We start from the raw sequence: 22,730 nt of genomic DNA, 5'->3' as shown, positions 1-22,730 counted from the left end.
CTTGCGTCCTTTCCTTGGCCCCTCACAGCGGGGCTGAGATCAGTTCAATCACCCGAAGCAGACGGTCCTGCGGGACCGGCATCGGGGAAATGTCAAACACGGCCATCCGGCCGATCGTTACGGGGCGGCCCAGGAAGTCCTCGACCGCGTGATACGCCTTGCGGGGCGTGTAATCGTCAAACAGCAGCGTCACCGGACGCTGCGTGCGAAAGGCCGTGGCCAGGGCACAGCCGGCGCGAAACCGGCCATCCACCAGAACGACCTCGGGGGCCTGGCCTTCGGCCTCCAGGCGGTCCCAGACCGCCAGCGGATAGGCCGGAAACCGGCGCCAGGCCGAATGATCGACCGGGTGGCCCCATTCCTTGGTCGGGCCGATATCGGCCGTCACCATGTCCACCGGGCTTTGGCCGGGGTTTTCCGCGAAGTATCCGCACATCTTGGCGGACCAGTCCGGGTCGCTTTCGACGCTGAAAATCCGCTTGCCCGACAGTTCGGATGCCAGAACCGTCGACCCGCCCGAGCCATATTCAAGGATGCAAGACGCATCCCCATAGGCCATGCGCAGCGCCTCTGCCTCTGCCGGAGGCAGGGTCAGTTCGGGGCGCGCAACGCCTGTATGGACGGGCTGGGCGGTCATTACTCGACCACGACCGCCGTGCCGGAAACCGACACCATCAGCATGGAGTCCCCGACCACCTCATAGTCCAGGTCCACGCCGACAACGGCATTGGCCCCAAGGCTACGGGCGCGGGCCTCGATCTCGCCCATGGCGGTGTCGCGGGCATCCTGAAGCTTGGATTCATACGCGCCCGACCGGCCACCGATGATATCGGTGATGCCCGCGAAGAAATCGCGCACGACATTCGCGCCCATGATCGCCTCGCCCACGACAATGCCGCGATAGTCGACGATGCGCTTGCCGTCGATGGCCTGCGTGGTGGTGATGATCATTCCGGTTCCCCCGGTTTAGGTGCCTTGGCCTGCTTGCCGGCCTGGCGCGCCTTGAAGGCGTTCCAGGCCAGGTTGAAGGCCAGCACGATGCAGAAGAAGATCGCCAGTGCCCTGGGCACGAAGTCCCCCAGCATCCACATGAACCCCGCATAGGCGACGGTTGCGATGACGGATGCCAGAAGCGCGCGCAGGATCACCCGACCGACCCTTCCAGAGAGATCGCGACCAGCTGCTGCGCTTCCATCGCGAATTCCATCGGCAGGGCCTGAAGAACCTCGCGGCAGAACCCGTTCACCACCAGGGCGACGGCCTCTTCTTCGTCCATGCCGCGCTGGCGGCAATAGAACAGCTGATCGTCATCGACCTTCGAGGTCGTGGCTTCGTGTTCCACCCGGGACGAGTTGTTCTTAACCTCGATATAGGGAACCGTGTGGGCCCCACATTCCGACCCGATCAGAAGGGAATCACACTGGGTGTAGTTCCGGCTGTTCTTGGCCTTGGGATGCATCGAAACCAGGCCGCGATAGGTGTTCTGCGCCTTGCCGGCGCTGATCCCCTTGGACACGATGCGCGACTTGGTGTTCTTGCCCAGGTGCACCATCTTCGTGCCGGTATCGGCCTGCTGGTAGTTGTTGGTGATGGCGATCGAGTAGAATTCGCCCTGGCTGTCGTCGCCGCGCAGGATGCAGGACGGGTACTTCCAGGTCACCGCCGATCCGGTTTCCACCTGCGTCCACATCACCTTGGCCCGGTCGCCCCGGCAATCGGCGCGCTTGGTCACGAAGTTGTAGATGCCGCCCTTGCCGTTCTCATCCCCGGGGAACCAGTTCTGAACGGTGGAGTATTTAACCTCGGCGTCTTCCTCGATCACGATCTCGACGACGGCGGCATGCAGCTGGCTGGTGTCCCGCTGCGGTGCGGTACAGCCTTCGAGGTAGGAGACATAGGACCCCTTGTCCGCGATGATCAGCGTGCGTTCGAACTGACCGGTGTTTTCCGCGTTGATGCGGAAATAGGTCGACAGTTCCATCGGGCAGCGCACGCCCGGCGGCACGTAGACAAACGACCCGTCCGAGAAAACGGCCGAGTTCAGCGTGGCATAGAAGTTGTCCGACACCGGCACGACCGAACCAAGGTATTTCTTCACCAGTTCAGGGTGTTCGCGGATCGCTTCGGAGATCGAACAGAAGATGACGCCGGCCTTCTTCAGTTCCGCCTGGAAGGTCGTGCCCACGGAAACGGAGTCAAACACCGCGTCCACGGCGACCTTGCGGCCCTCGGCGGGTGCATCCTCGGCCCCTTCGATCCCGGCCAGGATCATCTGTTCCTTCAGCGGGATACCCAGCTTTTCATAGGTCGCAAGCAGCTTGGGATCGACCTCGTCCAGGGACTTGGGCTTTTCTTCCATGCTTTTCGGACGGGCGTAATAATACTGCTTCTGGAAGTCGATTTCCGGATAGTCGATCATCGCCCAATCGGGTTCTTCCAATTCCTTCCACCGCTGGAAGGCCTGCAGACGCCATTCGGTCATCCACTCCGGCTCACCGTTCTTGTCCGAGATCAGGCGAACGATGTCCTCGTTCAACCCCATGGGGGCGTATTCCGTCTCGATCTCGGTGTCCCAGCCGTATTTGTAGGTTCCGATCGCCTTGACCGCGTCGACCGTTTCCTGATCGACACCGTCCTTGACCTGCACGTCGTCCATTGCGCTCATCTTACTCATCCTTCCATCTCGCACCCGGGGTTCACGCGGCCCGGGCGCGGTGCTTTTTCCGCTGCGCCAGCCAGACATCGGCAAAGCGCATGATCTCGTCTTCACTCGTCTCGGGCCCAAGCGACACGCGAAGCGCGCCAGCCGCCTGGGGCCCGTCAAATCCCATGGCCTTCAAGACCCGGCTTTCGCGGACCTTGCCGCTGGAACAGGCCGATCCCGCCGAAACCGCGAACCCGTGAAGGTCCATCTGCATCACCTGCGTCTCGCCCTTCCAGCCCGCGCTGATCAGGTTCGACGTATTGGGCAGCCGCTTGGCGTCCTTCCCGGCGATCACCAGGTCGTCAGCCTCGTCCATGACCCGCGCCTCGAAGGCGTCGCGCAGAGCACGCACCCGGTCCCAGACGCCGGCATCCAGATCGCGCATGGCGTCCTCGGCGGCGGCCCCGAAGCCGGCAATGCCGATCACGTTTTCCGTGCCCGCGCGACGGCCCATTTCCTGGCCCCCGCCGGTCAGCTGCGCGGCGATATCCGTGCCCCGCTTGACGACCAGCGCGCCGATGCCCTTGGGGCCACCCAGCTTATGCGCTGATATAAGGGCCATCTGACAGCCAATCCAGTTGAAGGCCACAGGAATCTTGCCAAAACCCTGGGTTGCGTCGCAGACCGCCAGCCCCTGAAGCAGATCCTGGATCACGCCGGTTTCGGAATTGGCCAGTTGCACCGCCGATGCAGCGGGGTCATCCACCGTGATCCGCCCCTGCCCATCCGTCGCCAGAACCGCGCCCGCGTGGGAAAACACCGCGTCATGTTCGACCTCTGACGCCGCAAGGCTGCGCCCCGCCATGGCCAGCGCCGCCGCTTCCGTGGCCGATGAGACAAAGATCACGTCCGCGCCATCTGCGCCAAAGGCCGTGGCCACCTGGGCCCGCGCCTTTTCCACCAGCGCCTTGGCCGCCCGCCCTTCAGCATGGACCGAGGACGGATTGCCCGCCACGTCCATCGCCGCGACCATCGCCGCACGCGCCGCGTCCCGCAACGGGGTCGTCGCGTTGTAATCCAGGTAGGCCCGGGGTTTCACGCGTCCTCGCCCTCGTCCACCACGTCGAAAAGGTTCGGGACAGCGGGACAGGGCATCAGCCCGTTGGCCACCACATCCGACAGCCGCGTCTGGTGCAGGAAGACATAGACATGCGCCGACAGGCTTTGCCACAGACGGTTCGTGACCGATTGCGCCTTGGACCCCGACAACCCGCCCGAGGCCCCGGCCCCGGTGTGCAGCGCGTCGATGGTTTCATCCACGGCTGCCAGGATCTCGATCACCCGGATTTCCGCCGTCGGACGCGCCAGGCGATAGCCGCCGCCCGGCCCGCGCACCGACGACACGATGTCCGCCCGGCGCAGTTTGACGAACAGCTGTTCAAGGTACGGAAGCGAGATGTTCTGACGTTTCGAGACATCCGCCAGGGTGACCAGCGACCCGTCCGGTTGCAGCGCGATATCGGCCAGCGCCACCATCGCATAGCGTCCCTTGGTGCTCAGTTTCATGGCGCTCGGCTCCTCACCGCGATTCTCGAATTCATTGACGACGCCGGAACAACAGCTTATCCCGCTTCAAGCCCGTATTCCGCACATGGGCGGAATCCAGAATTAGAATCTTTCTAAGGTGCTTGATCGTTTTCGTCAAGAAACCAGCACCACGCAGGAGACACATATGCCCGAGGTCATCTTTCCCGGCCCCGAAGGCCGCCTCGAAGGTCGCTACCATCCCCAGAAAGAGCGTGACGCCCCGATCGCCATCATCCTGCACCCGCATCCGCAGTTCGGCGGCACGATGAACAACAAGGTCGTCTACAACCTGCATTACGCCTTCCACCGCATGGGCTTTACCGTGCTGCGGTTCAACTTCCGTGGCGTCGGCCGGTCCCAGGGCGAATACGACCAGGGCGTGGGCGAATTGTCCGATGCCGCCTCGGCGCTGGATTACCTGCAGTCGATGAACCAGAACTCCAAGCACTGCTGGGTCGCGGGCTTTTCCTTCGGGGCCTGGATCGGCATGCAGCTGCTGATGCGCCGCCCCGAGATCACGGGCTTCATCTCGGTCTCGCCGCCGGCGAACACCTATGACTTCTCGTTCCTGGCGCCCTGCCCTTCGTCGGGTCTGATCATCAATGGCACCGCCGACCGTGTCGCGCCCCCGGCCGACACGCGCACGCTGGTCTCCAAGCTGCAGGAACAGAAGGGCATCACCGTCACCCATTCGGAAATCGAAGGCGCGGACCACTTCTTCAAGGACCCGCACATGGAGCCGATGATCGGCACCGTCAGCGATTACGTGAAACGCCGGCTGACGGAAAACACCCGCTGATGTCGGCCACGCTTGATCGCATTGCGGCCAAGCTGGCCGATGAGACGCTCCAGGTGATGGACAAGACGGGCGACGACAGGTTCTACACCACCGTCGCCCAGACCATCGGCGCGGCCTCCCAGACCCTGGAAGAGGCCTACCTGACCGAAATCCGCATCCGCCTGGCCGCCCGCAAGGCCATGGCGCTGATCCAGGCCACCAAGAAATCCGTGGAATGACCCGTCTCGATGCGCAGATGGCGTTCCTGAATGAAGCGGACCGCCTGAAATCCGTCACCCGTGCGAACAACCTGCTGGACCAGTCGCGCCCCGAGAATTCGGCGGAACATTCCTGGCATGCGGCGCTGGCGGCGATGATCTGGCTGGTCGACGAAGACGCCGCCCTGCAGACCCGCGCCATCCGCAAGCTGATCTTGCATGACCTGGTGGAAATCGACGCCGGCGATCACCCGATCCACCTGTCGCATGATGATGCCGCCGTCGCCGCAGACGAGGCCCGCGCCGCCGCCCGCCTGTTCGGCCTGCTGCCGCCGGATCTGACCACGGATTTCCACGGCCTCTGGACCCGGTTCGAAGATCACGCCCTGCCGCTGGCCAAGGTGGTGGATTACGCTCTGCCCGTCCTTATGGTCAGCGCCGCCGCCACCCCGCGAGACGATCACGTCACCATCGCCCGCGACAACCTGACCACGGGCCGCGCGCGCCTGGTCGCCAACCATATGCCGGCGCTGCACGGACAGCTGTCGCACGACCTCTCTTTGCCCGGTGCCGCGCAAGACACGATCGCTGCCCGCAACGCGTTCCTGGCCGAGGCCGATCGTCTGAAGTCCATCCACCGCGCCACGACGCTCTGCGATGCCTCGCGCCACGAGAATTCCGCCGAACATTCCTGGCACCTGGCGCTTTACGCCATGACGCTGGCCGATCACGCCCCCTCGGGCGTCGACATCGACCGTGTCATCCGGATGCTGCTGCTGCATGACCTGGTGGAAATCGATGCCGGGGATGTGCCGCTGTACGCCCAGACGCCCGAAATCCAGGCCCGCCTGGAACAGGAAGAGGCCGCCGCCGCCCGCCGCCTCTTCGGCCTGCTCCCCCATGGCGAAGGCGCACCGCTGCTGTCGCTCTGGACGGAATTCGAGGCTGCTCAGACACCGGACGCGCAATTCGCCAAGGCGCTCGACCGGTTCCAGCCGCCGAACCAGAACCTCGCCTCGGGTGGCGTGTCGTGGCGGGCCCATAATGCGACCTTCGAGGTCGTCGAGGCCCGCGTCGCCCCCGCCATCAAACGCGCCGCCCCCCAGCTCTGGTCCTGGATCGCGCCCCAGGTACAGGCCGCCCTGGCCTGACCCACGGGCCACCAAACTACCGCAAGCAGCCCAAAACCACCCCCTACACATCCTCTTGCCAAAAATATCCCGGGGGAGCGCGAGGGGGCAGCGCCCCCTCGCGCCCTTCTACGTTGGCACGCCTCCGGCGTGACAGGACAGCGCCCCCTCGCCCGCCTCTACGTCGGCACGCCCTCGGCGTGACGCAACGCAAACGGCGCGCGCAAATGCCTAACCCTTGGCCTTCCGCCCCGCCTCGACCTTTTTCGCAAGATCCTGAGCGATCGCAAAGGCACCCTTGATCTTGTCGGCGTCCTTCTTCCAGTCGCGCCGAACGATGATCTTGTTGTCCTTGACCTTGGCCAGGCCCTTCTGATCGCGGACGAATTCGACCAGCCCGGCAGGGTTGGAAAACTTGTCGTTGTGGAACTGGATCGTCGCGCCCTTGGGGCCGCCGTCCAGTTTCGCGATGCCGGCGCGTTTGCACATGGCCTTGATCCGCACGACCAGCAGCAGGGTGTTCACCTCGCGCGGCAGCTTGCCAAAGCGGTCGATCAGCTCGGCGGCGAAGCCCTCCAGCTCGACTTTCTTGCTTAGCGTGGACAGGCGACGGTAGAGGCCCAGGCGCAGGTCCAAGTCGGGCACGTAGTCCTCGGGGATCAGCACCGGAACGCCCAGGTTGATCTGCGGGGCCCATTGATCGTCCATCTCGGACAGGCCCTCGGCCTCACCGGATTTGATCTTGGCAATCGCCTCTTCCAGCATCGACTGGTAGAGCTCATAGCCCACGTCGCGCATGTTGCCCGACTGTTCCTCGCCCAGCAGGTTGCCGGCACCGCGAATGTCCAGATCCTGGCTTGCCAGCGTGAACCCGGCCCCAAGGGTATCCAGCGATCCCAGCACCTTCAGCCGCTTTTCCGCCCCCGGCGTCAGCTTCAGGCGCGGCTTGGTCGTCAGATAGGCATAGGCGCGAGTCTTGGCGCGGCCCACACGGCCCCGGATCTGATACAGCTGCGCCAGGCCGAACATGTCCGCCCGGTGCACTACCATCGTATTGGCGCGCGGAATATCCAGGCCGGATTCGACGATCGTGGTGGCCAGCAGCACATCGTATTTGCCGTCGTAGAAGGCGTTCATGCGCTTGTCCAAATCACCCGCCGCCATCTGGCCATGAGCCGTGACATAGGAAATCTCGGGCACTTCGGCCTTCAGGAATTCCTCGACCTCGGCCAGGTCGGAAATCCGCGGCACCACGTAGAAGCTTTGCCCGCCGCGATAACGTTCGCGCAGCAGCGCCTCGCGCACGGTGACCGCGTCGAATTCCGAAACATAGGTGCGGATCGCCAGACGGTCGACCGGAGGCGTGCCGATGATCGACAGGTCCCGCACCCCCGACAGCGACAATTGCAGCGTCCGGGGGATCGGCGTGGCGGTCAGGGTCAGCACATGCACGTCGGATTTCAGCTGTTTCAGCCGTTCCTTGTGGTTCACGCCAAAGCGCTGTTCCTCGTCCACGATCAGCAGGCCAAGGTTCTGGAACCGCACGCCCTTGGCCAGCAAAGCATGGGTGCCGACAACGATGTCCACCGTGCCCTTGGCCATGCCGTCGCGAGTCTTTTCGGCCTCTTTCGCGGACACGAACCGCGACAGGGGCGAGACCTGCAGCGGAAAGCCCCGGAACCGCTCGGCAAAGCCCTGGTAATGCTGCCGCGCCAACAGGGTCGTGGGTGCGATCACCGCCACCTGAACGCCCGACATGGCGGCGATGAAGGCCGCGCGCAGCGCCACCTCGGTCTTGCCGAAGCCGACGTCGCCACAGATCAGCCGGTCCATCGGATGGCCCGAGGTCAGATCGGTCAGCACATCCTCGATCGCGGACAGCTGATCGTCGGTCTCCTGATAGGGAAAACGCGCCTGAAACGCGTCCCAGGCCCCGTCGGGCGCATCCAGGATCGGTGCCTTGCGCAGCGCGCGTTCGGCGGCGACCCGGATCAGGCGATCCGCCATCTCGCGGATGCGTTCCTTCAGCCGCGCCTTTTTGGCCTGCCAGGCCCCGCCGCCCAGCTTGTCCAGCAGGCCTTCTTCGTGGCCGTATTTCGACAGCAGCTCGATATTCTCGACCGGCAGGTACAGCCGCGCGTCCTCGGCGTATTCCAGCACCAGACATTCATGCGCGGCCCCGGCGGCTGTGATGACCTCCATGCCGTGATAGCGGCCGATGCCGTGATCGACATGGACCACCAGATCGCCGGGCGACAGGCTTTGCGCCTCGGTCAGGAAGTTCTCGGCCCGGCGCTTCTTGCGCGCGCCGCGGATCAGCCGGTCGCCCAGCACGTCCTGTTCCGAGATCACCGTCAGCTTGCGGTCGCGCCAGGGCCCTTCGAACCCGGCCTCAAGCGCCCAGACCGCCAGGTGAAGGCCCGTCTTGCCGATGCCGCCCGCGTCGCGCAGATGCACCGCCCCCTGCAAGCCTTCATCCTCGATCAGCCCGTCCAGACGTTCCCGCGCGCCTTCGGAATAGGAGGCAATGACCACCGGACCGTTCGCCATCTTCGCCCGCACGTGATCGGCCAGGGTGCCGAACAGGCTGACGTTTTCCAACTGACGCTCGGGCGAGAAGTTGCGCCCGACGCGCCCGCCCGCATCCACCACGCCCGGACCCGAGGCACGCGGAAGCGGCGACATCTGCACCACCCGATGCTGTGCGACGGCATGGTCCCAGGCGGCATCGTCCATATACATCAGCGCCGGCGGCACGGGCTTGTAAACGCTGTCCATACGGTCGCGTTTTTCCAGCGCCAGACGACGGGTGTCGTATTGGTCCTTCACCGCCTCCCATCTGGACAGGCGCGCCGCGCTGATCTGATCGTCCAGCATGACCGACGCACCGGGCAGATAATCGAACAGCGTCTCAAGCTTTTCGTGAAAGAAGGGCAGCCAATGTTCGACGCCCTGATGCTTGCGGCCCGCGCTGACCGCTTCGTACAGCGGATCATCGGTGCCGGCCGCGCCAAATTCGATGCGGTAATTCTGACGGAACCGGGTGATCGCGGCCTCGTCCAGGATCACCTCGGACACCGGGGCCAGTTCGATCACGTCCAGCTTGTCGGTGGTGCGCTGCGTGGCGGCGTCGAACCGGCGCGCGCCGTCCAGCACATCGCCGAACAGATCCAGCCGCACAGGCCCGGTTTCCCCGGGCGGGAAGATGTCGACGATACCGCCGCGTATGGCATAATCGCCCGGTTCGGTGACCGAATGGCTTTGCGAAAAGCCCATGCGCACCAGGAAGTTGCGCAGCGCGCCCTCGTCGATGCGCTGTCCGACGCGGGCGGTAAAGGCGGCTTCCCTCAGCACCTCGCGCGCGGGGATCCGCTGAGTTGCGGCATTCAGCGTCGTCAGCAGCACGAACTTCGACGGCATCCCGTGCACCAGCGCGGCCAGCGTCGCCATCCGCGCGGCCGAGATGTCGGCATTGGGGGACACCCGGTCATAGGCCAGACAATCCCAGGCCGGGAAATAGAGCACAAGCATGGACGGGTCGAAGAACCGCAGCGCATCGGCCATGGCCGCCATGCGCTTGTCGTCCAGCGCCACATGCATCACCGGGCCGTCGGATTTTGCGACCTCGGACAGGATCAGCGATGCGTCAAAACCCTCGGGCGCGCCCCCAAGGACGATCCGATCTGCGGATGTGGTCATGCTCAGCCCCCCAGCACGCCGAGTGAGAAGTTCTTGAACATGCCCCACATGGTCGTCACGAAGATCGAGGCCATGCCAATGAACTGCACGCTCATCCGGTGGATCTGCAACCGGCGATAAAGTTCATGCCCCGTCGGATCCTCGGCCCGGATGATCCGCGCCGATCGCAGCGATAATAGCCCGACAAGCGTCATGGGAAAGGCCAGCAGGAACACCGCCTGGGCGAATTCGATGCTGTAGCCGAAACCCAGCACCGCCAGCGAGGTCAGAACGAAACAGGCCAGCACCGTCATCACCAGCCCCGAGACCTCGGCCACATGCAGGATGCGGCGCACGTAGACCCGGCACAGATCCTCGACATCCTCGGCGGCGCTTCCGCCGCGACGCTTGGCACGCGTCACAAGGTCCCAGGGCACGCCCAGCACCCAGTGGCTGGCGGTCGACCAGACCACGGCCAAAGCGATCCAGAACCACAGGTTCGAAAAGCTTCGCATGTCGATGACTTCGAAAATCGTATCAGCGAGGTCCAATTCAACGCCCCTTTTCTGCGCCCCTGTTCAGGGGCTTGACGCCCCCCGCGGCGGATCAGCGGGGATCGGCCCACTTGTGATGCAGGCCATTCCATGCCACCCAATGCGGGCCGGATCAAGACAAGGATGCCCCGATGGCTGCTCTCACCGCCCCGTTTCCCGCCGCCCGTTTCCGCCGCGCGCGCAAATCGCCCGCAATCCGCGCATTGATGCAGGAAAACACCCTGACGGTGAGTGATCTGATCTGGCCCGTCTTCCTGACCGAAGGCGACGGGATCGAGGAGCCGGTGCCCTCGATGCCCGGTGTGCTGCGCTATTCGGTCGACCGCGTGGTCGAGGCCGCGAAAGAGGCCGCCGATCTGGGCATCCCCGCCATCTGCCTGTTTCCCTATACGCCGATGGAAAAGCGCACCAAGGACTGTGCCGAGGCCTGGAACCCCGAAAACCTGACCAACCGCGCCATCCGCGCGATCAAGGCGGTGCGCCCCGATCTGGCGATCATGACCGATGTGGCGCTGGACCCCTACAACATCGACGGGCACGACGGCTTCGTGGTGGACGGAGAGATCCTGAACGACGAAACCGTCGAGGCGTTGGTCAAGCAGACGCTGAGCCAGGCCGAGGCCGGCGCCGACATCATCGGCCCCTCGGACATGATGGACGGACGGATCGCCGCCATGCGGTCGGCGCTGGAGGGGGCTGGCCATACAAACGTGCTGATCCTGTCCTATGCCGCCAAATACGCCAGCGCCTATTACGGACCCTTCCGCGATGCGGTCGGTGCCACGGGCGCCCTGAAGGGCGACAAGAAGACCTATCAGATGAACGCCGGCAATTCCGACGAGGCGCTGCGCCTTGTCACCCGCGACATCCAGGAAGGTGCCGATTGGGTCATGGTCAAACCCGGCCAGCCCTATCTGGACATCTGTTCCCGGGTGAAACGCGAACTTCAGGTGCCGACCTTCGCCTATCAGGTGTCGGGCGAATACGCGATGATCCAGGCCGCCGCGCAAAACGGCTGGATCGACGGGGACCGCGTGATGGCGGAAAGCCTGCTGTGCTTCAAACGGGCTGGATGTGACGGCATCCTGACCTATTTTGCCCCCGCCATGGCCCGCGCCCTGGGCCACTAGTCCGCGCGACAAATGGGACCGGCTGGCCAGCCCGGCCGGTTTCCCGCCCAAGAGGGGCTGAACCCCACCACCCATAGTGACAAGCCGCGCCCCCGCGCCTATACTTGCCGCAGATCCGGAGAACCGGACAGATCGAGCAACGGCGCAATCCGCGCCCCCCAGACAGGCAGAAGCTATGCTGAAACTCACCCGCCGACGCGCCGCCCTTGCGGCCTTTGCCACCCTTGCGCTGACCGCCGCCTGCGGCAATGGCGTGGGGAATACCAACCCGCAGAAGATTGACGCGCGGGTCGATGCAACCCTTGGGTTCCTGTTCCAGAACTATCCGGAATCGCGTGAAGTTTCCGCGAAATCCGTCGCCGCACTGGTGATGCCGGTGATCACCGAAGCCGGGATCGGCATCGGCGGATCCTATGGCCAGGGCGCGCTGCGCGTGGACGGGATCACGGTGGATTACTACTCGGCCGCCGCCGCCAACTTTGGCCTTCAGATCGGCGCCCAGCAATACGCTCATGTGCTGTTCTTCATGTCGCAGGAATCGCTGGAACGCTTCCGCCGCAACGAAGGCTGGGCCGCGGGTGCGGACATCGAATATGCTTTCTCGAACGAAGGCGACAATTTCCGCACCGACACGAATTCAGGCCTCTCGCCCGTTGTGGCCTATGTCTTCGGCCAGGCCGGGGCACGGCTTGGCGCGACGATCGAGGGCATCAAGTACACCCGCATTATTCCCTGATTTTTGAGCGCCCTGATTTTTTGGGGGCCAGATTTGACGGGTGGATCGCAATCGGAACCCGGCGCGCCTGTGGCGATGCCGGGCCAAGGGGGCTGTCTGCCCCCTTCCGTCACGCCTGCCAGGGCAGCCGTGACGACCCCCGAGGATATTTGAGAAAACCAAAGAGACAGTTTTTTGAACGTAGGGTAAGTTTGCACTGGAACTTCCCGGCCGCCGCGGTGATGTTGGGCGCGATTAGTCAGGGAGGACATCATGACAGACCAGCCAGGCAACCCCGGAGAGACCGGCGCGGACGTGTTGTGCGACACGCTTCTGGCCAATGACGTCGACGTCTGTTTCGCCAACCCCGGCACCTCCGAGATGCACTTTGTGGCCGCGCTTGACCGCAAGCCGGCGATGCGCTGCGTGCTGGGCCTGTTTGAAGGCGTCGTCAGCGGCGCGGCCGACGGCTATGCCCGCATGGCCGGCAAACCGGCGGCGACCCTGCTGCACACCGGGCCGGGCATGGCCAATGCCATGGCCAACATGCACAACGCCCGCCGCGCCAATACGCCGATGGTCAATGTGGTCGGCGATCATGCCAGTTATCACCTGCCCTATGATGCGGCGCTGACATCCGACATCGACACGCTGGCGCGGCCCATGTCGGGCCATGTCCGCCGGATTGCCGGAGTCGAGGACGTCAGCCCCGCAACCGCTGAATCCGTCGCCGCTGCCATGAGCGCGCCGGGCACCGTATCCACCCTGATCCTGCCCGCGAACTTTGCCTGGGGGGCAGCCCCGCAGGGTGCGCCGGCCAAGGCGCAGCTGCGTGCGCCGACGCGAGTAGACGAGGACCGGCTTGCGGCCGCGGCAAGCGCCCTGCGCGACGGCAAGAAGACGCTGATCCTGATGACGGGCACCGCCCTGCGCGAAGCCCCGCTGGAGGATGCGCATCGCATCGCCGCCGCGACCGGGGCCGACCTTCTGGCCCAGCAGGCCAATGCCCGGCTGGAGCGGGGCGGATCCCGCGTTGCGCTGAACCGCGTGCCCTATCCGATCGACCAGGCGCTTGAGGTCCTGAAGGTTTATGAGCGCGTGATCCTGGTCGGGGCCAAGGCACCGGTTGGTTTCTTTGCCTACCCCGGAAAGCCGTCTTCGCTGCTACCCGAGGGCTGCGAGATTCTGACCCTGGCGGATCCTTCCGACGATCTGCCCGGCGCGCTGGACGCCCTGGCCCAGGCCGTGGGGGCCAAGCCCGTGCCAAAGCCGCAGATCGCCGCCATCCCCGACCTGGCCAGCGGCAAGCTGACGCCGGAAACCATCGCCATCACCGTCGGCCATCACCTGCCCGACAACGCCATCGTCTGCGATGAAAGCGTCACCTCGGGGCGGGATTTCTTCCGCTTCACCTATGGTGCCGCCAGCCATGACTGGCTGCAGCTGACCGGCGGCGCGATCGGGGTCGGCCTGCCGCTGGCCACCGGGGCCGCCATCGCCTGCCCCGACCGGAAAGTCGTGGCGCTTCAGGCAGATGGCAGCGGGATGTACACCAACCAGGCGCTGTGGACCATGGCGCGGGAAAACCTGGACGTTTGCATCGTGATCTTCGCCAACCGCCGCTATGCCATCCTGCACGGAGAGCTGAAGGGCGTCGGCGCAGGCGAGGCCGGGGAAAACGCGCGCCGCATGCTGGACTTCGACGAACCCTCGCTTGACTGGGTGAAGATCGCGGGTGGCATGGGGGTCGAGGCCGCCCGCGCCGAGACCGCCGAAGGCTTTACCGAGCTGTTCAAACGCGCCGCCAAGACCCGCGGGCCGTTCCTGATCGAAGCGATGATCTGATCGCCCCTTCGGCCCAGGACTGACACGAAAAAAGGGGCCTCACGAAGAGGCCCCTAAGTGTTTTGGATCAAGCTCAGTAGTGAGTTACCGCCCGAAATTTCTGCCTGCGGCTTGATCCAAGTAGCGCGACAGACGAACCACCCGCCGCGCTATGCCGTTTAGCTGCACCCGGACGTCGCGCCGCAGGTGTTGCACTTCATGCAGGTGCCGTTGCGGACCAGCGTGTAGTTGCCGCAGTCGCCGCAGGCCTCGCCCTCATAGCCCTGCATCTTTGCCTTGGTGCGCGCATCCATCGACACGGTGCCCGAGGCCATGGCCGTGGTGCTTTCCATCGTCACGGTGCTGGTCGAGGTCGCCGTGGCGGGCACAAGCGTGTTCAGCGCCTGGACCGGATCCGTTCCGGTCATCATGCCCCCCTGCAGCACCACCAGTTCTTGCGGCAAACGCTTGCGCAGATACCCGGTCGAGGAGATCTGTTTCAGCACTTCCAGCGACTTGGAGGCGGCGCTTTCGCTCAGCTCTTCCAGGTTGGACACGCCTTCCTTGTCTGCGCCCTGCCCGATGCTGTCGAAGGTCTCGCCCGAGGGTTTGACATGCGCCAGGTCGGTGCGGTCCAGGTAGGACACGGCCAGTTCGCGGAAGATGTAGTCGAGGATCGAGGTCGCGTTCTTGATCGAGTCGTTGCCCTGCACCATGCCCGCAGGCTCGAACTTGGTGAAGGTGAAGGCGTCGACGAATTCCTCAAGCGGCACGCCGTACTGCAGACCAACCGACACGGCGATGGCAAAGTTGTTCATCATCGCCCGGAAGCCAGCGCCTTCCTTGTGCATGTCGATGAAGATCTCGCCAAGCGACCCGTCTTCGTATTCGCCGGTGCGCAGATAGACCTTGTGGCCGCCCACGGTTGCCTTCTGGGTATAGCCCTTGCGGCGTTCCGGCATCTTGGTCCGGCCTGCCGCCTTGGTGATTTCCTTGATGACGATCTTTTCGACGATCTTCTCGGCCAGCACGGCGGCCTTCTCGGTCTGCGAGCCGCTTTCCAGGATCTCGGCGGCGTCATCGTCGTCTTCGACCAGGGCCGAGGCCAGCGGCTGCGACAGCTTGGACCCGTCACGATAGAGCGCGTTGGCCTTGATGCCGAGCGACCAGGACAGCTCATACGCCTTCTGGCAGTCCTCGATCGTGGCATCGTTCGGCATGTTGATCGTCTTCGAGATCGCACCCGAGATGAACGACTGCGCCGCGGCCATCATGGTGATGTGGCTGTCGGTGGACAGGAAGCGCTTGCCCTTCTTGCCGCAGGGGTTGGCGCAATCGAAGATGTTCAGGTGCTCTTCCTTCAGGTGCGGCGCACCCTCCAGCGTCATGGTTCCGCAGACGTGATCGTTCGCGGCCTCGATGTCCTTCTTGGAGTAGCCAAGGTGGCGCAGCAGGTCGAAGGTCGGATCGTTCAGCTTTTCGGCCGGGATGCCCAGGGTCTTGGTGCAGAAATCCTCGCCCAGGGTCCACTGGTTGAAGACAAAGCGGATGTCGAAGGCCGAGGCCAGCGCCGCGTCGATCTTGTCCAGTTCGCGTTGGCCAAAGCCATGGCCAATCAGGGCGGTGTGGTTGATCCCCGGCGCATTGCCGATCGACCCATGGCCAACCGCGTAAGAGATGATCTCTTCGATCTGGGCCGAGCCGTAGCCGAGTTTCTCCAGCGCAGCGGGCACGGACCGGTTGATGATCTTGAAGTAACCACCGCCGGCAAGCTTCTTGAACTTCACCAGGGCAAAGTCGGGTTCGATCCCGGTCGTGTCGCAGTCCATGACCAGACCGATCGTTCCGGTCGGTGCAATAACGGTCGCTTGTGCGTTGCGATAGCCGTGTTTTTCGCCCAGGCGCAGCGCCTCGTCCCAGCTGGTTTTTGCCAGATCGATCAGTTTGCGGTCGGGGCAGTTGCCGTGGTCCAGCGGCACCGGCTTGATCGCCAGGTCCTCGTAGCCTTCCGCATTGCCATAGGCGGCGTTGCGGTGGTTGCGGATGACGCGCAGCATGTGCTCGGCGTTGCGCTGGTAGCCCGAGAAGGCCCCAAGCTCACCGGCGATCTCGGCCGAGGTGGCATAAGAGACGCCGGTCATGATCGCGGTCAGCGCACCGGTCAGCGCGCGGCCTTCGTCGCTGTCATAGCCGAAGCCCATGTTCATCAGCAGGCCGCCGATGTTGGCATAGCCCAGACCCAGGGTCCGGAAGTCATAGGACAGCTGGGCGATTTCCTTGGACGGGAACTGCGCCATGGTGACCGAGATTTCCAGCGTCAGTGTCCACAGCCGGGTGGCGTGGATGTAGTCGTCGGCCTGGAACACGCCGTCCTTGAGGAAGGTCAGCAGGTTCATCGAGGCCAGGTTGCAGGCAGTGTCGTCCAGGAACATGTATTCCGAGCACGGGTTCGAGCCACGGATCTGCCCGTCTTCGGGGCAGGTGTGCCAGGCGTTGACCGTGTCGTGGTACTGGATGCCGGGATCGGCACAGGCCCAGGCCGCGTGGCCGATGTCTTCCCACAGCTCGCGCGCGGAAATCGTCTTGGCCACGGTGCCGTCGGTGCGGTTCACCAGCTCCCACGGCTTGTCATCCTTGACGGCCTGCAGGAAGGCGTCGGTGACCCGGACCGAGTTGTTGGAGTTCTGGCCCGAAACCGACGCATAGGCTTCGCTGTCCCAGTCGGTGTCGTAGGTCGGGAATTCGATGCTGGCATAGCCCTGCTTGGCGTAATCAAGCACGCGCTTGATGTAGGTCTCGGGGATGGCGCATTTCTTGGCCTCCCGCACGGCCGTTTTCAACGCGTCGTTTTCATTGGGATCATAGGCGCCCTCTTCGGTGCCGTCCCAGGTGCGGATCGCCGAGAAGATCGCGTTCAGCTGCTTTTCGTGCATCTTCGACCCGGCGACGATGCTGGCAACCTTCTGTTCTTCTTTCACTTTCCAGTTGATGTATTCCTGGATGTCCGGGTGATCGGCATCCACGATGACCATCTTGGCCGCACGGCGCGTGGTGCCGCCCGACTTGATCGCGCCAGCCGCCCGGTCACCGATCTTGAGGAAACCCATCAGGCCCGAAGATTTGCCGCCACCGGACAGCTTTTCGCCCGCCGCCCGCAGCGACGAGAAGTTGGTGCCGGTGCCCGACCCATATTTGAACAGACGGGCTTCGCGGACCCAGAGATCCATGATCCCGCCTTCGCCAACCAGGTCGTCGCCGACCGACTGGATGAAGCAGGCATGCGGCTGCGGATGTTCATAGGCGGACTTGGATTTCGTCAGCTTGCCGGTCTTGTGGTCGACGTAATAGTGGCCCTGGCTGGGACCATCGATGCCATAGGCCCAATGCAGGCCGGTGTTGAACCACTGGGGCGAGTTCGGCGCAGCGCGCTGAGTCGCGAGCATGTAGCGCATCTCGTCATAATAAGCGGATGCGTCCTCTTCCGAGGAGAAATAGCCGCCCTTCCAGCCCCAGTAGGCCCAGGCGCCGGCCAGACGGTCAAAGACCTGGCGGGCCGAGGTTTCGCCACCGATCTCGACATCATCACCGTCGGCAACAGAGCGCCACAGGAATTCAGGAACGCCCTTTTCCTTCACCTTTTTCAGACGGGAGGGCACGCCCGCCTTGCGGAAGTATTTCTGCGCGATCACGTCGCTGGCGACCTGGCTCCAGCTTGCGGGGACTTCGCAGTCGTCCAGTTTGAACACAATGGTCCCGTCCGGGTTTCGGATTTCCGAGGACGTGGTCGTGAATTCGACCCCTGCATAGGCATCCTGTCCGGACTTGGTAAACTTGCGCTCGATCTTCATGATGAAACAGCCCCTGATCGCTTTTGCTTCACGCGTGCCCCCCTATGGGGCTCAACTCGTGCCGGAGGAGGATCACAAGGCAAGGGATTGCCAGTCGCGCCCCCGCGGGGCCCGCCATTCGCCAGTTTGTGTGGCTTTGGTTCGTCTCTGTCCCTTTGCCTGAAAGCGACACCTAGATTTGGTGTGTGATCCTTCCGGCCTCCACAATTTGCGGTATGTGCGCACACCGCGTCAACGAGATTTCGTATCAAAGATTGCTTGACGCTGTTCTGCACAGAATCAACTTTGAGAGGCTGGTACAGGAAGTCCGAAGAAGCGTTTGAATATCAGCAACATTCCACCGATCGCCGCCAATTTGCTCACAGCTGTGGATAGGTTAAAGATCGTTAACCACGCGTTCGCCGAAGGGTTGTGTCACCGGCAAAACACAGAATCGCCCAGCAAACAGACACCACATATATTGTAACGTCGGCTTTGCGTATACCACACGTAGGGGCCATACGGCAGCGGATCCCAAGATGGCCCACAAGATCTGTGATGGAAGGAAGTGGTCGGGGCGGCGAGATTCGAACTCACGACCCCCTGTACCCAAAACAGGTGCGCTACCAGACTGCGCTACGCCCCGGACCGTGACGCGTCCTTACCCAATGCCGCAGGCGAAGGAAAGCACTAAGCGCTGACTATTCGTCGCAGGACCAAGCCGGGGTGGTGATCGCGGGATGGCGCAGCTGGGTGCCCGGAGCAATCCCCAGACGCCGCGCCAGCCCGCCATTGATCTCGAGCACATATTGAATGCCCGCCCCGCCCGGCAGCGGCGTTTCATCGAAAGGCACCGCATCATGCGCGATGCTTTGCACCACGCCCTGCGCATCCATGTAGATGATGTCCAGCGGGATGCGGGTGTTGCGCATCCAGAAGGCGATCGCCGCCTGGGGCCGGGGATAGATGAACAGCATCCCCGCCCCCGAGGACATCGCGTCCCGATACATCAGGCCCTGGGCCCTCTCGCCCGAGTCATCGGCGATCTCGACCGTGAACCCGGCCTGCCCCCAGTCTCCGCGCAGCTCGACCCGGTCGTCGCGACACTGCGCGAACACCCCGCCGGCCAGCACGGCCGACAGGGCAAAACCCATCACACTGTTTCGAAGAAAGGAACAATAGCCGCGGACGGGACCAAAGGCCCCTGCCCGCATATTGTCAGCTGTCAGACGTTTTCCGCCTGTGGAACGCGCAGCGCTGCTTCCCATGTAGTGACCTCTGATGCCATCTTGCCGCGGCGACCATCGATCATGCGAAGCGACACCGCCTCGCCCGGTTGCAGGTCCGCCAGGCCCGAGGCGCGCAGCACCTCGATATGAACAAAGATATCTTCGTCGCTGCCAAAGACATTGGCAAAGCCGAAACCTTTTTCTTTGTTAAACCACTTTACCCGTGCGGGCTGTAGCGGAGATTTGCGAATTTCTTCGGGCGTCAGCGATTGGAAATCCTCAAGCCCCGGTGCGTCCGTTGCAGCAAGCGATTCGACGGAAACGACCTCGACGGCCTGCACGCCCCTCTGCGTGGTCTGCACGTCGATGGTGATTTTCGCCCCGTCCGCGACCGAGCTTTGTCCAAAGTTGCGCAGCACGTTTGCGTGCAGCAGAATATCCGGTCCGCCCTCCTCGGAAACGACAAATCCAAAGCCTCGGCCCGGATCAAACCATTTAACAATACCGTCTATCCTGCGGGTTTCGTTATTGAAGGTGTCCACTTGCATCCCCGCGTGAATTTATCGTGTTTTCTACATAACAATAAACTCAGTTCACACCCCCCCTTATGTATAGAAGGTAGTGTTTCCAGAGAGTTGACAGTTAACCAAGGCGTCAACCCTACGGATTCAAGCGCACGACATGCCATTCGGTTCCAACCTCGTCCCGCGTCCAGCGGAAACGATCGTGCAACCGAAAGGCGCCATCGGCCCAGAATTCGATTTCCAGAGGGGCGATGTGATACCCCCCCCAAAATTCCGGTCGCGCCGGGTCGGTGCCCTGCTGGGCGGTGACCTTTGCCACCTCGGCCATCAATGCAGTCCGCGAAGACAGGGGTTGCGATTGCCGCGACGCCCAGGCCCCCAGACGGGATTTCAGCGAACGGGACCGATAATAGGTATCGGCCTTCTCTCCGTCTTCGCGGCGAACAATACCGCGAACCCGGATCTGACGTCTGAGCGATTTCCAATGTAGGACAAAGGCTGCTCGGCCCGTTGCATCGATTTCCGAAGCTTTGACACTTCCGTAATTTGTGAAAAAGACAAAACCATCGTCTTCGATGTCTTTCAAGAGCACCATTCGAACATTCGGCATTCCATTTGTGTCAACCGTGGACAGGGCGATGGCATTGGGATCATTGGTTTCGGTATCCTCGGCCTCGGCCAGCCAGGACCGCGCGATGGCAAAGGGGTCGTCGCCTGCAAAAATCCCTGTTCTGTCGCTCATCTTCTTGCCTTTCGTCACTGGATGCCGGCCCCGCCGGACTTGAAGCGCCGGTTCCGATCGCCTAAAGGAACCTGACGGTTAATCAATGGGCGGGATTGGCACGATGTCAAATCAACTGCTTGCAGGCAAGCGCGGGCTGATCATGGGCCTTGCAAACGACAAATCCATCGCATGGGGGATCGCCAAGGCCTGCGCCGACGCGGGTGCCGAAATGGCCTTCTCCTACATGGGCGATCAGTTCAAGAAACGCGTCGTGCCGCTGGCCGACCAGCTGGGCGTCAAGACGCTGATCGATTGCGACGTCTCGGACGAAGCCTCGATCGACGCGGCCTTTGCCGAGATCGAGAAAACCTGGGGCAAGATCGACTTCCTGGTCCATGCCATCGGCTTTTCCGACAAAAACGAACTGCGCGGACGTTACATCGACACCTCGCGCGGCAACTTCGCCATGACGATGGATGTCTCGGTCTATTCCTTCACGGCCGTCGCACAGCGCGCCGAGAAGCTGATGACCGATGGCGGCTCGATGCTGACACTCACCTACTACGGTGCCGAACAGGTCATGCCGCATTACAACGTCATGGGTGTCGCCAAGGCCGCGCTCGAGGCGTCGGTCAAATACATGGCCGAGGACCTGGGCAAGGACAACATCCGCGTCAACGCCATCAGCGCCGGTCCGATCAAGACCCTGGCCGCCTCGGGCATCGGCGACTTCCGCTACATTCTGAAGTGGAACGAATACAATTCGCCCCTGCGCCGGAACGTGACCATCGACGACGTGGGCAAATCCGCGCTCTACCTGCTGTCCGACCTGGGCAGCGGCGTGACCGGCGAGAACCTGCATGTGGACGCGGGCTATCACGTGGTCGGCATGAAGGCCGTCGACGCCCCCGATATCGAAAAAAGCTGACCCGTGACAGCGGGCGCCTTCCTGTCCATCGCGGTGATCCATCTCCTGGCGGCCATGTCGCCGGGACCTTCCTTCGTGGTCTGCATCCGCACCGCCATCACCGAAGGGTTCCGCACCTCCGTGGCGCTGGCCGTGGGATTTGGCCTGGGCGCGGTGCTCTGGGCTTCGGCGGCGTTGGCCGGGCTGGCGCTGCTGTTTGAATTGGTGCCGTCGCTTTTCACAGCGCTCAAGCTGATCGGCGGGGCCTTTCTGGTCTGGATCGGCATCCAGATGTGGCGTCACGCCAAGGAACCCCTGGACATGGCCCAGGACGGCCTGGCGCGGATGACACCACGCCGCGCATTGCGCTACGGCTTCCTGACCTTTGCCGCCAACCCGAAACCCGCCGTCTTCTTCGGTGCCGTCTTTGTCGGGCTGGTTCCGGCGGATGCGCCCATTCCCACGCTCGCCGGGCTGATCGCGGTGATCTTTCTCAATGAAACCCTGTGGTATATCCTTGTCGCGCGCCTGTTTTCCCTGTCGCGCCCGCGCTCGCTCTACCTGCGGGCCAAGGCCTGGATCGACCGCTGCTTCGGCACGCTCATGGGGATTTTCGGGCTGAAGATCGCCCTGGGCTGACCGGGCCCGGACCACATCACTTCGCGCCGGGACCCGGCCACCATCGAACCGCCAACGAACCGCAGTCAAAAAGGAAACGCCATGTCGGACCTTCTGCCCCATGAAAAAGGCTTCCACGTCAGCTGGGACCAGATCCATCGTGACAGCCGCGCGCTTGCCTGGCGCCTGGATGGCCACGGGCCCGACAATGGGGCCTGGAAGGCCGTGGTCGCCATCACGCGCGGCGGCATGGCCCCGGCCATGATCGTGGCCCGCGAGCTCGACATCCGCATGGTCGACACGATTTCCGTGAAATCCTACCACCACCAGGATCAAGGCGAAGCCCAGGTGCTGAACGAACCGGACGCCGGCATGATGGGCGACGGCACCGGCGTGCTTGTGGTCGACGACCTCGTCGACAGCGGCAAGACGCTTGAACTCGTGCGTCAGAAATACCCCAAGGCGCATTTCGCCACGGTCTATGCAAAACCCAAAGGCCGCCCGCAGGTCGACACTTTCATCACCGAGGTCTCCCAGGACACCTGGATCTTCTTCCCCTGGGACATGGCGATGCAATACGTCAAACCCTACCGCGGCTCCGACTAAGCCCTCGCCTCAAACACCGCGCCCCCCTTACATCCTC

21 protein-coding genes and 1 tRNA gene are annotated in these 22,730 nt (G+C 63.3%); 9 read left to right on the top strand and 13 right to left on the bottom strand.

Going from position 1 to position 22,730, the window contains the following annotated elements:
* Nucleotides 1-22: 22 nt before the first annotated feature.
* The 6 genes from BMX99_RS14940 to iscR are packed head-to-tail and all read right to left on the bottom strand — an operon-like array spanning nt 23 to nt 4,210.
* Nucleotides 23-637 carry a hypothetical protein gene (locus tag BMX99_RS14940; RefSeq protein ID WP_093453553.1) on the bottom strand — a complete coding sequence of 205 codons (615 nt, stop codon included), beginning with the start codon at nt 635-637 and terminating at the stop codon, nt 23-25.
* On the bottom strand, nt 637-951 hold the full coding sequence (locus BMX99_RS14935) for a heavy metal-binding domain-containing protein (protein WP_093453550.1): 315 nt from the start codon (nt 949-951) through the stop codon (nt 637-639). Before BMX99_RS14935 ends, BMX99_RS14940 begins: the two co-directional genes overlap by 1 nt.
* Entirely contained in the window at nt 948-1,148 is a 201-nt protein-coding gene (locus tag BMX99_RS14930) for a hypothetical protein (protein WP_093453547.1), read from the bottom strand. Before BMX99_RS14930 ends, BMX99_RS14935 begins: the two co-directional genes overlap by 4 nt.
* Complete coding sequence (gene sufB / locus BMX99_RS14925; protein WP_093453544.1) at nt 1,145-2,665, bottom strand: Fe-S cluster assembly protein SufB; 1,521 nt, start codon at nt 2,663-2,665, stop codon at nt 1,145-1,147. The genes BMX99_RS14930 and sufB overlap by 4 nt, the downstream gene beginning before the upstream one ends.
* 31 nt (nt 2,666-2,696) lie before the next feature.
* Nucleotides 2,697-3,743 carry a cysteine desulfurase family protein gene (locus BMX99_RS14920; RefSeq protein ID WP_093453542.1) on the bottom strand — a complete coding sequence of 349 codons (1,047 nt, stop codon included), beginning with the start codon at nt 3,741-3,743 and terminating at the stop codon, nt 2,697-2,699.
* The gene (gene iscR / locus BMX99_RS14915) at nt 3,740-4,210 is read right to left on the bottom strand and encodes a Fe-S cluster assembly transcriptional regulator IscR (protein ID WP_093453539.1); all 471 of its coding nucleotides are present in this window, start codon (nt 4,208-4,210) and stop codon (nt 3,740-3,742) included. Before iscR ends, BMX99_RS14920 begins: the two co-directional genes overlap by 4 nt.
* 166 nt (nt 4,211-4,376) lie before the next feature.
* Here iscR and BMX99_RS14910 point away from each other — a divergent pair, with 166 nt between their 5' ends.
* Genes BMX99_RS14910 through BMX99_RS14900 form a run of 3 tightly spaced genes read left to right on the top strand, consistent with a single transcriptional unit; the run spans nt 4,377 to nt 6,378 of the window.
* A complete protein-coding gene (locus BMX99_RS14910) occupies nt 4,377-5,030 on the top strand; it encodes an alpha/beta hydrolase (protein ID WP_093453536.1) in 654 nt (217 codons plus the stop codon).
* Nucleotides 5,030-5,248 (top strand): hypothetical protein, encoded by a 219-nt coding sequence (locus tag BMX99_RS14905; protein WP_093453532.1) that lies wholly within the window; start codon nt 5,030-5,032, stop codon nt 5,246-5,248. Before BMX99_RS14910 ends, BMX99_RS14905 begins: the two co-directional genes overlap by 1 nt.
* Nucleotides 5,245-6,378: an HD domain-containing protein gene (locus tag BMX99_RS14900; protein WP_093453529.1), complete on the top strand. Its 1,134-nt coding sequence runs from the start codon at nt 5,245-5,247 to the stop codon at nt 6,376-6,378. Before BMX99_RS14905 ends, BMX99_RS14900 begins: the two co-directional genes overlap by 4 nt.
* Before the next feature lie 210 nt (nt 6,379-6,588).
* On the opposite strand, the gene mfd is transcribed toward BMX99_RS14900, so the two are convergent.
* Entirely contained in the window at nt 6,589-10,056 is a 3,468-nt protein-coding gene (mfd, locus tag BMX99_RS14895; protein ID WP_093453521.1) for a transcription-repair coupling factor, read from the bottom strand.
* A gap of 2 nt (nt 10,057-10,058) precedes the next feature.
* Entirely contained in the window at nt 10,059-10,586 is a 528-nt protein-coding gene (locus tag BMX99_RS14890) for a component of SufBCD complex (RefSeq protein WP_093453517.1), read from the bottom strand.
* A 134-nt stretch (nt 10,587-10,720) separates the two neighbouring features.
* Here BMX99_RS14890 and hemB point away from each other — a divergent pair, with 134 nt between their 5' ends.
* The 3 genes from hemB to BMX99_RS14875 all read left to right on the top strand — a co-directional run bounded on the left by hemB (nt 10,721) and on the right by BMX99_RS14875 (nt 14,279).
* The gene (gene hemB / locus BMX99_RS14885; protein WP_093453514.1) at nt 10,721-11,719 is read left to right on the top strand and encodes a porphobilinogen synthase; all 999 of its coding nucleotides are present in this window, start codon (nt 10,721-10,723) and stop codon (nt 11,717-11,719) included.
* Nucleotides 11,720-11,894: 175 nt separating this feature from the next.
* Nucleotides 11,895-12,455: a lipid-binding SYLF domain-containing protein gene (locus BMX99_RS14880; protein WP_093453512.1), complete on the top strand. Its 561-nt coding sequence runs from the start codon at nt 11,895-11,897 to the stop codon at nt 12,453-12,455.
* Nucleotides 12,456-12,707: 252 nt separating this feature from the next.
* On the top strand, nt 12,708-14,279 hold the full coding sequence (locus BMX99_RS14875; protein ID WP_093453509.1) for an acetolactate synthase large subunit: 1,572 nt from the start codon (nt 12,708-12,710) through the stop codon (nt 14,277-14,279).
* Nucleotides 14,280-14,437: 158 nt separating this feature from the next.
* On the opposite strand, the gene BMX99_RS14870 is transcribed toward BMX99_RS14875, so the two are convergent.
* The 5 genes from BMX99_RS14870 to pdxH form a co-directional block, all read right to left on the bottom strand.
* Nucleotides 14,438-18,106 (bottom strand): vitamin B12-dependent ribonucleotide reductase, encoded by a 3,669-nt coding sequence (locus BMX99_RS14870; protein ID WP_093453506.1) that lies wholly within the window; start codon nt 18,104-18,106, stop codon nt 14,438-14,440.
* A gap of 548 nt (nt 18,107-18,654) precedes the next feature.
* Nucleotides 18,655-18,731, bottom strand: a tRNA-Pro gene (locus BMX99_RS14865).
* A 55-nt stretch (nt 18,732-18,786) separates the two neighbouring features.
* Nucleotides 18,787-19,239, bottom strand: coding sequence for a DUF192 domain-containing protein (locus BMX99_RS14860; protein WP_093453503.1), 453 nt, complete (start codon nt 19,237-19,239; stop codon nt 18,787-18,789).
* Between the two features lie 71 nt (nt 19,240-19,310).
* Nucleotides 19,311-19,862: a cold-shock protein gene (locus tag BMX99_RS14855; RefSeq protein WP_093453500.1), complete on the bottom strand. Its 552-nt coding sequence runs from the start codon at nt 19,860-19,862 to the stop codon at nt 19,311-19,313.
* 112 nt (nt 19,863-19,974) lie between these two features.
* Nucleotides 19,975-20,580, bottom strand: coding sequence for a pyridoxamine 5'-phosphate oxidase (gene pdxH, locus BMX99_RS14850; RefSeq protein ID WP_093453497.1), 606 nt, complete (start codon nt 20,578-20,580; stop codon nt 19,975-19,977).
* Between the two features lie 103 nt (nt 20,581-20,683).
* On the opposite strand from pdxH, the gene fabI reads away from it, so the two are divergent.
* The 3 genes from fabI (at nt 20,684) to gpt (ending at nt 22,693) form a co-directional block, all read left to right on the top strand.
* Nucleotides 20,684-21,490 carry an enoyl-ACP reductase FabI gene (fabI, locus tag BMX99_RS14845; protein ID WP_093454358.1) on the top strand — a complete coding sequence of 269 codons (807 nt, stop codon included), beginning with the start codon at nt 20,684-20,686 and terminating at the stop codon, nt 21,488-21,490.
* A gap of 3 nt (nt 21,491-21,493) precedes the next feature.
* Entirely contained in the window at nt 21,494-22,108 is a 615-nt protein-coding gene (locus BMX99_RS14840; RefSeq protein ID WP_093453494.1) for a LysE family translocator, read from the top strand.
* A gap of 81 nt (nt 22,109-22,189) precedes the next feature.
* Nucleotides 22,190-22,693 (top strand): xanthine phosphoribosyltransferase, encoded by a 504-nt coding sequence (gpt, locus tag BMX99_RS14835; protein ID WP_093453491.1) that lies wholly within the window; start codon nt 22,190-22,192, stop codon nt 22,691-22,693.
* The last annotated feature ends 37 nt before the right edge of the window (nt 22,694-22,730 follow it).

Source organism: Pseudooceanicola nitratireducens (assembly GCF_900109195.1).
In the GTDB taxonomy this organism is placed as follows: Bacteria; Pseudomonadota; Alphaproteobacteria; order Rhodobacterales; family Rhodobacteraceae; genus Pseudooceanicola; species Pseudooceanicola nitratireducens.
The sequence above is the reverse complement of the archived record's forward strand: the minus strand, read 5'-3'. Positions and strand labels throughout refer to the sequence as shown.